General features: G+C 39.7%; 6 protein-coding genes. 3 read left to right on the top strand and 3 right to left on the bottom strand.

Going from position 1 to position 12,789, the window contains the following annotated elements:
* Positions 1-165 precede the first annotated feature (165 nt).
* Complete coding sequence (locus tag CHX27_RS08165) at positions 166-1,752, bottom strand: peptide chain release factor 3 (protein ID WP_094486275.1); 1,587 nt, start codon at positions 1,750-1,752, stop codon at positions 166-168.
* Positions 1,753-1,898: 146 nt separating this feature from the next.
* Here CHX27_RS08165 and CHX27_RS08160 point away from each other — a divergent pair, with 146 nt between their 5' ends.
* Positions 1,899-2,519: a response regulator transcription factor gene (locus CHX27_RS08160; protein ID WP_317048278.1), complete on the top strand. Its 621-nt coding sequence runs from the start codon at positions 1,899-1,901 to the stop codon at positions 2,517-2,519.
* Between the two features lie 11 nt (positions 2,520-2,530).
* Here the strand turns inward: CHX27_RS08160 and CHX27_RS08155 are convergent, their stop codons facing one another.
* Together CHX27_RS08155 and CHX27_RS08150 are read right to left on the bottom strand one after the other, a co-directional pair.
* The gene (locus CHX27_RS08155) at positions 2,531-4,972 is read right to left on the bottom strand and encodes a sensor histidine kinase (RefSeq protein WP_094486273.1); all 2,442 of its coding nucleotides are present in this window, start codon (positions 4,970-4,972) and stop codon (positions 2,531-2,533) included.
* A 286-nt stretch (positions 4,973-5,258) separates the two neighbouring features.
* Positions 5,259-5,549: a two-component regulator propeller domain-containing protein gene (locus CHX27_RS08150; protein ID WP_094486272.1), complete on the bottom strand. Its 291-nt coding sequence runs from the start codon at positions 5,547-5,549 to the stop codon at positions 5,259-5,261.
* Positions 5,550-5,922: 373 nt separating this feature from the next.
* On the opposite strand from CHX27_RS08150, the gene CHX27_RS08145 reads away from it, so the two are divergent.
* Both CHX27_RS08145 and CHX27_RS08140 read left to right on the top strand, forming a co-directional pair.
* Positions 5,923-11,703 carry an Ig-like domain-containing protein gene (locus CHX27_RS08145; protein WP_165764470.1) on the top strand — a complete coding sequence of 1,927 codons (5,781 nt, stop codon included), beginning with the start codon at positions 5,923-5,925 and terminating at the stop codon, positions 11,701-11,703.
* Positions 11,703-12,789, top strand: a 1,087-nt coding sequence (locus CHX27_RS08140; protein ID WP_165764473.1) for an Ig-like domain-containing protein, incomplete at its 3' end; no start/stop codon positions are given. The genes CHX27_RS08145 and CHX27_RS08140, both read left to right, overlap by 1 nt.

Below are 12,789 nucleotides of genomic sequence, written 5' to 3'. Positions count from 1 at the left end.
AACTATTTTTTAAATATCAAACAGCAGCTAAAATATTTTTTTAACTTATTTTAAGTAAATTAAACTACTAAGATTGCAAACTGCTAAAGATTATTTATTGAATTAGGTCTAAATTGAGTAATTTACTGATGTTCGTTTAATTTTTTAACATATTTATTTGTGCTATCAAAATTCAGATGTGAAATGTAGCTTGACATTCGGATACTTTTGAGCTGCCATTTGTATACTAAATTCAGAGTCAGCGAGAAAGACTTCTTTGCAGCTTTTATCTTTAGCCAAAAATTTCTGTTTAACTCGTTTAAAATCTAAGTATTGTTCCTCGCGAGGATCACTAGTTTCAATCCAACAAGCTTTGTAGGCAGGGAAGTTTTCATAGCTGCATTTTGCGCCGTATTCATGTTCCAGGCGGTATTGTATAACTTCGTATTGCAAAGCACCTACTGTTCCAATTACTTTTCTTCCGTTTAAATCTAAAGTAAAAAGTTGCGCTACTCCTTCATCCATAAGTTGGTCAATTCCTTTCTCCAACTGTTTGCTTTTTAATGGATCTGCGTTATTGACGTATCTGAAATGTTCTGGCGAAAAGCTCGGAATTCCTTTAAATTTCAAATTTTCGCCTTCGGTTAGGGTGTCGCCAATTTTAAAATTTCCGGTGTCGTGAAGGCCAACGATGTCTCCTGCAAAAGAAACGTCCACAATTTCCTTCTTTTCAGCAAAGAAAGCATTCGGACTAGAAAACTTAAAGCTCTTTTGAAGTCGCGTATGTAAGTATGATTTGTTGCGTTCGAAAGTCCCGGAAACTATCTTTATGAAAGCTAATCTGTCTCGATGTTTGGGATCCATATTGGCATGGATTTTAAAAACGAAGCCGGTCATTTTTGGTTCCTCAGGTAGGATAATGCGTTGTTCTGTTTCTTTTGGAGTAGGTGGTGGCGCAATGTCCAAAAAGCAATCTAGCAGTTCGCGAACGCCAAAATTGTTGAGGGCTGATCCAAATAAGACAGGTTGTTGCTCACCCAATAAATAGGATTCACGATCAAAAGCTGGGTAAACCTCTTGAATTAATTCGAGCTCTTCCCGTAATTTGTCCGACGCGCTTTTTCCGACCAACTGATCCAATTCAGTGCTATTCAAATCATCGATAGCAATAGTATCTTCGATATTTTTCTTACTGTCCGAAGTGAATAAATTAACATTTTTCTCCCAGATATTGTAAATTCCTTTAAAGTCGTATCCCATTCCAATAGGAAAGCTTAAAGGAGTTACTTTAAGACCCAGTTTTTGCTCAACTTCGTCCATCAAGTCAAAGGCGTCTTTTCCTTCGCGATCGAGCTTATTGATGAAAACAATCATTGGGATTTTGCGCAATCGACAAACAGCAACTAATTTCTCTGTTTGTTCTTCAACTCCTTTCGCAACGTCGATGACCACTATAACACTATCCACTGCAGTTAACGTTCGAAATGTATCTTCGGCAAAATCCTTGTGACCTGGTGTGTCTAGAATATTTATTTTTTTTGATTTGTAATTGAACGCTAATACCGATGTTGAAACCGAGATTCCGCGCTGCCGTTCAATTTCCATGAAATCGGATGTGGCACCTTTCTTAATTTTATTGCTTTTTACGGCGCCGGCCTCTTGAATGGCGCCTCCGAAAAGAAGAAGCTTTTCAGTTAAGGTTGTTTTTCCAGCATCGGGGTGGCTGATAATTCCAAATGTGCGTCGTCTGGCTATTTCTAATTGCGTATCCATATCGTATTTAATGGCTGCAAAAATAACCAAAGAAAGGGGATACTTACTATGCGATTTTTCTGATTAAATTCATTTGTTGGGCAATTATCATTTTTTCTATCTTTACAAGGCTACTTACTCGAATATTTATGACTAATGATTATTAAATATTAATTGCAGACGACCACAGTGTTATAAGGCAAGGAATATCATTAATCCTCAAACAAATTGGTTTCGATTCTCAGGTTGATCACGTTAATTCTTTTCCTTCGATGATTAACCAAATTAAATCAAATTCTTATGAACTTATCGTTTTAGATATTTCTATACCCGAGGGTAGGGGAGTTCAGATGATTGAATTGATAAGGCAATATATCCCAGAGGTTAAGATTTTGATATTTTCGGCGCATCCGGAAGAACTCTATGCAGTTAAGTATTTGCGCGCTGGTGCCGATGGTTATCTCAACAAAATGACTTCCGAAGAAGAATTGCAATTTGCCTTTCGCGAAATGATTCAATCTGGGCGATTCATTTCTCAAACTACACAATTTCTATTAGACAAAGCTGATTTAAATCCGACTTCCACTAATCCGTTCTTTTCGCTTTCAGCGCGCGAACTCGAAATCGCGAAACTATTGGTCAAAGGTGAAGGGAACCTTGAAATTGCAAATAAATTAGATTTGCAAAACAGTACAGTGAGCACCTATAAAAACAGAATCTTTGAAAAGCTATCTATAAAGAGTACGGTAGCATTAGCTAATATGTTCGAAACTTACGGCGCTATTTAAAGTTTTGCAACTTATTTGTCGAATACAATCGAAACGACCGTTCCGTTGGATGAACTGTTGAATTCAATTCTTGCTCCGAGTACCACCATCAGTTCAATTACAATCTTCAGTCCGAGTCCCGTTCCTACCGTATCGGTTCGGTTATTAAAATCCCTGCTAAGCGACTTATAATATTCCAACGTTTCGGTGTTCATTCCCACTCCAGTGTCAATAACGGCAATTACCTTATGTGTTTCATGTTCGCTAGCAGAAAAAATGATTGTTTTTCCTGCCGAATATTTCAATGCATTATCTAGCAAATTGTGAACTATAATTCGCAATAGTACTGGATTACCATTTATGGTAAAGTCGCTCGGAATCTGATTGAAGATTTTTGTTTTCTGATTCATCGCAATAGGTCTAAACAGATTTATCTTGGATATAACAATGTCGTACACCCACGTTCGTTCTCTTTTTTCTAACTGCGATAAGTTTAGTTTACTATAGTCAAGTAAATTTTCGACAAAACCATACATCTGATTCGAAGATTGATAAATCGCCAGAAAACTTTCGCTCAGTTGTTCCTGGTTTTTGTTCGGGTCCTCAATTAAGTCGCGCGAGAGCATCGCCATAAATCGTAAAGGAGATTTTAAATCGTGCGTGATGTACTGAATAATTTTTCGGTTTCCAGTAGTTTGTGCGTTCAGCCTGTTCGTGGTTTCGCGCAATGTGGTAATGATGTCTTGAAGTTTAGAAGTTTTTTCGGCAATCTTAAGCTCTAAAAGTTCATTCCTTTTATTTACATAGAAAATCCGAACAACATAGATTCCAAAAAGTAAGCTTAGTACTACTAAAACCATCAAAACCTTGAATAGAGCGGTGTCGTAATAGGCTTGCTTTACGCAGAAATCGAGGGTTAGATATTTGTAGTCGTTTTCAGAAGCAATACGCTTTCTAACTACTAATTTGTGCTTGCCGGGCGCTAATTTCGTGTAGGCAATTTTGCCTGATTCGTCAATGCGTGTCCAATTGCTGTTTTCACCATCAAACAATTTTGCTTCCAAAACTAGATTCTCCCGAATGCCGTAATAGGGGGCAACGATTTTTATTACAACCCGCTCGAAATTTCTCGGCAGCATCGGATTATTTCGGATGTCTATTGTTTGATCGTCAACTATTGCTTCTTCGACATAAATGTTCTCAGCATATGATTTTGGTTGTAGCTGTTCGGGGTTGAAGCAAACAATTCCATTAAGAGATGGTAACCAGATATTTCCGTCCTGTGTGATTAAGCTATTGGGAAATCCGCCGCCGTTAAATTCATTACTGTAAAATCCAGAGTCTTTTTTGAAAAGGAAGTAGTTTACTTTTTTGGTATGTCCGTTGGCGTAATTAAGAAGGTCAATTCGTTTAACGCGAAAAAGCCCTTTGTTGGTAGGAATCCAAAAGTTGCCGAGCTTGTCGGGTACTACTGTATGAGCCGTTAGTAAACTTTGATTGTCGTCTAGCGGAAATTTAAAAATCTTATTATCTTTTAACAATCGAAAACCTTTACCGTAACTAAAAAACCAAATTTCGTTTTCATTGATTATTACAGCATTTCTTACAGCCAAATTTTTAGTGGACTCAAATTTTACAATTTTCTTTGTCGCCTTAAAATACTTGAATAGACCAGAAGCTGTACAAAGTAAAAGTGACTCGGAATTCAGACTACGTATTTGATTAACTTTTGCTGGAATCTTCGCAATTTCTTCGAATTTAAATCCATATTCTTTAGTCTTTATAAATAATGAGGACGTACTGTTATATCTGTCGTCTACAGCAGCAAAAAACGCATCGTTGTTGCTGTCGTAAAACAGAGCAGAGCAATCATCGTCAGTGTGAAGCACCTTGATTTTTTCACTGTAATTACTTTTAGAAGTAAAACAAAAAATGGAGGTATAGCCGGTGACCCACACGTTTTTTTCTTTGTCTATAATCAGCTTGGAACGGTCCCGTGTAAAATTGTACTTCTTTTCCATCTTGCCGTTCTTTATTAAATAACCAGCTGCAGTTAAAACCGTGTTAGGCTCGAGCTCATTGACTGAGTAAAAAACTTGACTGCGGGTTGATAGTAGTACATCGGGTTTGTAAGTCTTAAATCGTTTTACTTCAAATTTTCCTAATCCGTCTGTAGCACTCCCAGCAAATAAGATGGAGTTCGCTTCATCGTAGTAAAAAGAAGACAAATTTGAAGGATCTAGTTTACTTCCGTGGTAGAGTTTTTGAATTTTTAAGGATCCAGATCTACTTTTTTCCAATTGGTAAATTTCGACAGTGCTGATAATAAAAACTTGGTCGTTTGAAGCGTTCCAGAAGTAACTACGCTCTTTTGGTAATTTTCCAAGAAGTTCATTTGATTGTGTAATTCCTCTTTCGGTACATTCCCAGTAAACACCCTTTGGATCAATGTAGCCTAAAGTGTTTCCTAGCATAAATACGCTATTGGTATCAGTATATTCAAAAGGCTTTTCCCAGAGTTTTTTTCCGTATTTAGTATGAAATGAAATCCGTTTGTTAAACAGCAGAAAGTATTTTCCATCACTCCTAAAATAGCGGACCGGACGTGCGCCGTAGTCGAGATAAACATTGGGTATACATTGTGCATAAAACTCGCCAAACAATCCGTCGACATAAATCGGAGTTTTATAGGCATGTTTTTTATTAAATCGTTTCGGTTTTCCTTTATGAATCAGGATAATGTCGCTTTGTCCGTCTGTATTAGTGAAAAGTGAGTCGATCTCTTTTTTTTCCAGCGATATACAAAAACCGATTGTTTAAGAAATTTTGATTTTCAGAGTTGAAAGTCTTAAACTCTTGCCCGTCGTAACGAACGAGTCCATTTTCTGTCGTTAACCATAAAAATCCGTATTTATCCGGGACAATACTCTTAATACTGTTTTGAGGAAGTCCAGCTTCATCATCAAGCCAAGTAAACGAATCGAGTTGCGCAGATACATTTGCCGACAAAAGCAAGATAGCGAGTTGTATTATCCTAATGTTATGTTTCACATTCAAATGTACTGTGTAGATAAAATACTACAAATTCAAAATTGTTAAAAAAATTAAGAAAAGTAATTTTGTTAATTGAAACTAAGGTAATCAACTTTTTTGTAAAACACTAGCTTGTCGCGTTTAATTTATGTTGAATTGACGCGGTTTTCCGAGAGGTTGTCGTAAGGTCTTCGGAAGCTAATTCTGAGCTAGGGTTTGAGAAGTGTTAAAATTGTTAAGAACCGTTTGATGTGAGTTTTGAATGGTCTTGAAAAAAGATTTGGAACTTAGTTATTTTGTGATAAATGACCTATTCTAACGAGAAGGGTTATTTAATTTTAATAATTGGATATCAGGTTTTTAAGACTTGATGTCTCCACTTTTTGTCTTTATGACAGAAAGTTTTTTAGGAACTGAAGGACAATATTATTTGATACATATGTACAAATTTTTACAATCTACAAAGGCGTTGATTTTTATTTCGGTGATTGCATTTGGCTTGCAAGCTGAAAAATCCTATTCACAAGTTGTTGCTAACGATGATAGTGGAATAACACCGCAAGGGAAACCTTTAGCGATAAACGTGCTAGCAAATGATACTGGAAATATTAATCCGGCATCGATTGTTGTTACGTCGTTTCCTGTGGGCGGTATCTTGCAAATATCTCCTTCTGGAATAATTACCTACTTGCCAAACGGTAACTACACGGGTAACGACTCCTTCAGTTACCAAGTGTGCGATTTTACAACGCCTGTGCCAATTTGTGACGAAGCTGATGTTTCTGTAGTTGTAAACGAATCCTTCATCGATCCTTGTTTTGAGGCTAATAGAGCAAAAACTTTTTACATGCCTTTTCCAGAACGCGATTTGTGGGATGCGTTTAGAAGAGCTTCGAATGTTATAGGTAATAATGCTTTAACAAATACCGTAAGGAATGTAACAAGTATCAAAAGCCCGTATCCTAATGTTATTATTACTTATGATCACTGGGAAGACGGTTACGAATCAAATATATCGTTACCCACGCAAGCTTCGACCCTCGTTTGGGGAGATGGAAACCTGAATAACGGGGTTGCTCCCGGGTATCCTACCGATATACTTCCTGCTGGTGCTAGCATCGTACTTGATAATGCTTTCGCTTATGACGCTTCGAGAGGAACCGCAGCTCCTTTAGCAGATATTCATTTTGATGGTCGAGACAAATTATATTCTTCAAACGATATTGCTGTTTCAAAGGTAACGGGTGATAATACTAATTTTGGATTTCAATCAGCTAAGACTGATGTTTACGATACAACGCGATTTGGAAATTTATTCGTGATTGGCTTCGGTGAGGATCTCGCTGTTCCATTGACCAATCCTACAAGTTATGCTTTTAGATACACGGCTGCATTTATTCGTGCGCAATTTAACAATACAACGGTCTCGCTTGATTATGATGGAGATGGTACAGTTGATGTTACCCGGGTGCTTAATGAAGGAGAAGTATGGTTTTACGATGGTTCTGGTGGAAATTCAGTTGGAGATACTAATCTTGCTAAAGAGGGTAATGTCAATCTTGCAAACGATTTGAAGACTGGAGCTGTAATTACAGCAACACAACCTGTAGGTGTCGACGTACTGTTTGGAGGGTTGGATAACTTTGGAACTAGAAACATTAACATTTTCCAATCATTATTTTTTGGCGATACATACTATACTCCTGTTTCGGATCAGAATTTTGCTACTGCGCCAACAAGAGTTTACTTCTATAACCCTCTTGCAGCACCAATTACTGTCAATTGGACTAATAGTACAACTAGTGGCAATGTAGTAGTTCCCGCGAGTTCATCTTCTTTCCTTGCATTGACAGGAACAAGTGGTTATAGATTCCAAAGTGCAGGCGGCGAATCTTATACTGCCATTCAGGTAATAGATGATGATTCGGCGGGATCTGGTTTCGACTGGGCATTTACATTAATTGCGGCAGAGCGTCTAACCAATTTCTCGAGTATCGCATGGGCGCCTGGCTCTACTACGAATGCACCAGCCAATAACGGAAACCCAATATGGGTTACTAATGCCGGTAATGTCGCTACAGACGTTTTCGTTAAGTTCGACGGTAATTTAAGTGTGCCAGGGACTCTTGGAATCAACTCGTGCGGACTTCCGTTTGACTTTGTTGTAAATCTTGACCCACTTGAGCAGGTTAAAATTTTTGATACTGCCGATGGTAATCAAGGGGGGATCGCTGTTTTCTCATGTGGCCAACCTTTAGCAACTGTTTATGGACAAGATGCTTCCACAGCTTTTGCGGTAAATAGTAATTCTGCTGCTCTACTAGGACTAGATGTTGGTACAGTTATGCAGCCGAAATGTTTGAATTTTCTAGTTATAGCTAACGACGATGTTGAAGTAACGGAACCCAACACGCCTATCATTGTTGATATATTAATGAACGATGCCGGCTTCTTGTGTACATTAAATAGGTCCAGTGTTCAAATATTAACCCAACCAACAAACGGTACGGTTCAGATAAACTCTGATGGTACAGTTACTTATACGCCTAATCCAGGTTTTAACGGTTTAGAAACATTCACATACTTAGTTTGTTCTAATGAATTTGCTACAGGTTGCGACGAAGCGCGAGTTAACATACGAGTCACCAGCTGTCCGGCAACAGCTAGTGAAGCAGTAGTAAGTGGGCGCGTTTTTGTTGAGCAATTACCAGATGATGGTACTTATAATGTAGGAGAAAAATTGCAAGGCGGAGTTCCAGTTCTACTTTTCACCGACTTAAACTGTAACAATACTGTAGATGGAGCAGATTCTGCAATACAGTCAACGACGAGCGATATATCCGGAAATTACAGCTTCTCTGTAGTTCCCGGTTTCTTTTTTGCAGATGATTTCGAGCCGTCGGGCATTGCTGGTAACGATGGCTCGCTAAATTTCAGTTCGTCTTGGATTGAATCAGGCGGTACAAATGATTTTGCTGCAGCACCAACAACCATCGGAATTGAATCAGGAGCAAATAATAGTTTGATTTTAAACGGTCCAAACCGCACAGCGGCTAGATCATTTAATGTGGTAAATGCCGTTTCAGCGTCTTTAAGCTTCAGATATAGAAGAGCAGCTTGGGATAATGCAGCCGATTTTGTTACCGTAACGATTACAAATGGCGCTACAAGTACGGTTACTACATTGCAAGTGATAAATTTTAGCCAAACAGCGGCCGATGCTGGTTTTGCCACTGTTACTTTAAACGTTCCAACAGGTGCATTAAACAACAACGGTTCCAATACTATTTCATTTACAACGAGTGGAGGAATTAGCAATACGAATAGCTTATTTATCGATAATGTTCGTTTTACATATGGTGTTAATAATGCTTGTTACATTGCACGACCAGACGTCTCAGGATTATCAGGTCGATTTACAGTTTCGACGCTCAATCAAGCAAATGTTGGCCAATCGCCGCCATTGGTTGCTCTAGGAAATTGCGTTTCGGGACGATTTTTAGGAGTACTTGCTAATTATACAGCAGTTGCTGATAACTTTAATATTGTAACCGATGTTCCTCGAGTATTGAACATTCTTGCTAATGATACTCCTGGGGTTCCAGATCCTGCATCGGTGACGATTATTTCAGGTCCAACTAACGGCCAAATTGTCGTTAATTCAGATGGAACAGTAACTTACACGCCTAATTTAGGTTATAACGGACCAGATTCTTTCCAATACAGAGCTTGTAGCATCGACGATCCGACGGTATGTTCAGTTGCTACTGTCACATTAAATGTTGCGTGTACGAGCGTAGCAAACAGAAATACGATTACGGGTACAGTTTTCAATGACGCGAATAACAATGCAACTCAGAACTTAGGAGAATTAGGTATTGCAAATGCTTCTATTCAACTTTATCGAGATGTTAATACAAACGGTCTTTTTGATTCAGGAACCGATACATTAGAAACGACAGTTCAAAGTAGTGCAACCGACTACCAAATCCAAGTAGTTCCTCCGACTGTCTCTAATACCTTACTTGACCAATTTAACACAGCAGGTAGTGGTGCTGGAACGAACGGAACCGTTAACTGGACTAATCCATGGGTACAGGTAGTCGAAGTAGATGGTTTTGGAGCTGGAAGTGTTCAAGTTGTTGGTGGAGTTTTACAACTTCAAAACAACAATTCACGAGGCGCAAGAAGGTCTTTTAACTTAGCAGGGGCAGGAGCTGTAACAGCATCTCTATCTTACACTTTTACAAAAACAGCATTAGATGATACCAACGACGGAGTTATTGTATCAGCTTCAAATGCTAGCGGTGGAACCTACACTACATTAAGTACTTTAACATTTCCTAATGCCGCTGCTCAAAGTTCAGGACCGATTGACATTACAAGTTTCATTTCAACAGACACGTCAATTCGCTTTTTAACAACTGCTGCAAACGGTGCAACCGATCTTGTACAAATAGACAATGTTCAAATTACATACACTACTTACACAGGTGCTTCATACATTGTGAGATTAAGTTCACTGCCTTCGGGCTTTGTGCAAACAGCGCCTATATCGCCAAATTTTTATGCCGTTTCATTTACAGGCTCCGGCGCAGCATCTTGTTCTCGTAATTTCGGAGCTGTAGTCCAAACAGATCTATCGATAACTAAAACGGTTAATAATAGTACGCCTACCATTCCTTCAAACGTTATCTTCACATTAACTGCATCTAATAATGGTCCAGGTAATGCTACAGGTGTTACAGTTAACGATTTATTGCCATCAGGTTACACATTTGTATCAGCAACTCCCTCATTAGGTTCATATAATTCAACTACGGGGGTTTGGAATATCGGTAACCTTAATAACGCTGCATCCGCGACTTTAACTATTACAGCGACAGTAAGAGGTACTGGCTCATATCAGAATACAGCAACCATTTCTGGCGCGCAAATAGATCCTTCCACAGGTAATAATACTGCTATAAACACGCCTACACCAGTGCTTAGAAGCGAGATTGCCGTGTCAAAGACTGTGGATATCACTAATCCCCTTGTTGGAACAGACGTTGTTTTTACAATTACTGCTTCTAATGATGCATTGTATTCAGATGCTACGGGTTTGATTATCTCCGATCTTTTACCTTCTGGTTATGTATTTGTTAATGCCAACCCTTCGGCAGGAACTTATAATAGCATTTCTGGATTGTGGAATATTGGTAATTTGAATGCAGGATCTTCAGCAACACTTCAAATTACCGCTACTGTTAGGGGTACAGGAGTGTATCAGAATATTGCAGCACTTAATAATGTAAGCCCGACAGATGCAGTATCAGGGAATAATAGTTTTAATGTTACAACAACGCCGATACCTCAGACGGATATTGCTGTAACCAAAATTGCAAATAGTAATGCTCCATCCGTTGGAAGTACAGTACAATTTACTATCCAAGCGTCCAATAATTCGAATTTTAGTCCTGCTAGTGGAGTAGTTCTTTCGGACATTTTACCGAATGGGTATAATTTTGTGAGCGCAAATGCTACGCAGGGTTCGTATTCTCAAGGTACGGGCTTGTGGACTTTAGGAAGCCTAGCTCCAGGTGCTTCACAGACACTAACTATTAATGCAATTGTTTTAGGTAGTGGATTGTATGAAAATACTGCGTCTTTAAGCTCTGTTTCTCCAACCGACGGTAACTCAACCAACAACTCAGGCGTTTCGAGTCCAATTCCAACCCCAGCATCTGAACTTACGGTGGCGAAAACCTCCAACAATAATACCCCAAGAGTTGGAGATACTATAATTTTCACTTTAGTTGCATCAAATGCTACTGGTTACAGTAATGCTACTGGAGTTGAGGTTTTAGATCTTTTACCGTCGGGTTATCAATTCGTAAATAGTGTTTCTTCTGCAGGTAGCTATAATCCGATAACAGGCGTATGGTCGATAGGTGCCTTAAATGCAGGTACCTCGGCAAACTTACAGCTTGAAGTTTTAGTTGTCGCAAATGGGAATTATCAAAATAATGCATCAGTTTCAGGCACTGAACCTGATTTTATTCCTGGTAACAATTCTACTTCTAATACACCAACGATTATTAATACGCCTCCAGTTGCAAATAATGATTCAAATTCTATACTGGAAGATGGAAATCTTATCGTATCTAATGGTGTTCCCCTAACGATTTAATTGTTAATGATTCGGATATTGATTTAGATCCTCTCTTTATAACTCAGTTTGTTATTAACGGAGTGACTTACATTGCGGGAACAACTGCTAATATTGTAGAAGGTTCAGTTACGATTAATGCAGATGGTAGCTATTCTTTCATCCCAACTCCTAATTTTAATGGCGCACTACCTGCCATCACTTATACCTTGTCAGACGGTATTGCCTCTGACATAGCCGTATTATCGATTACAGTTACTCCAGATGCGAGTTCGGTAGATACTCCGACGGCGGTTAACGATACGGCTACTACCGCAGAGGACACGCCAACGACGATCACCGTACTGGCGAACGACAACTTTGGCGGTGACGGACCAAACACCGGTACGATCCAAGTTACTCAGGGAGCTAACGGTACAGTAACAATCAACGACGGCGGTACACCAAACGATCCGACCGACGATACGGTTACCTATATTCCGAACGCGAACTTCAACGGCTCGGACAGCTTCACTTACACGATCACCGACAGCAACGGGGACAGCTCTACCGCTACGGTAAGTGTTACCGTTACTCCAGACGGGGCATCGGTAGATACTCCGACGGCGGTTAACGATACGGCTACTACCGCAGAGGACACGCCAACGACGATCACCGTACTGGCGAACGACAACTTTGGCGGTGACGGACCAAACACCGGTACGATCCAAGTTACTCAGGGAGCTAACGGTACAGTAACAATCAACGACGGCGGTACACCAAACGATCCGACCGACGATACGGTTACCTATATTCCGAACGCGAACTTCAACGGCTCGGACAGCTTCACTTACACGATCACCGACAGCAACGGGGACAGCTCTACCGCTACGGTAAGTGTTACCGTTACTCCAGACGGGGCATCGGTAGATACTCCGACGGCGGTTAACGATACGGCTACTACCGCAGAGGACACGCCAACGACGATCACCGTACTGGCGAACGACAACTTTGGCGGTGACGGACCAAACACCGGTACGATCCAAGTTACTCAGGGAGCTAACGGTACAGTAACAATCAACGACGGCGGTACACCAAACGATCCGACCGACGATACGGTTACCTATA

Source organism: Flavobacterium aurantiibacter (assembly GCF_002251775.1).
Taxonomy (GTDB): domain Bacteria; phylum Bacteroidota; class Bacteroidia; order Flavobacteriales; family Flavobacteriaceae; genus Flavobacterium; species Flavobacterium aurantiibacter.
The sequence above is the reverse complement of the archived record's forward strand: the minus strand, read 5'-3'. Positions and strand labels throughout refer to the sequence as shown.

Bases quoted from the DNA above. Each gene is read 5' to 3' on its own strand.
- CHX27_RS08165 (WP_094486275.1), bottom strand. From the start codon at position 1,752: ATGGATACGCAATTAGAAATAGCCAGACGACGCACATTTGGAATTATC.
- CHX27_RS08155 (WP_094486273.1), bottom strand. From the start codon at position 4,972: ATGCTAGGAAACACTTTAGGCTACATTGATCCAAAGGGTGTTTACTGG.
- CHX27_RS08145 (WP_165764470.1), top strand. From the start codon at position 5,923: ATGACAGAAAGTTTTTTAGGAACTGAAGGACAATATTATTTGATACAT.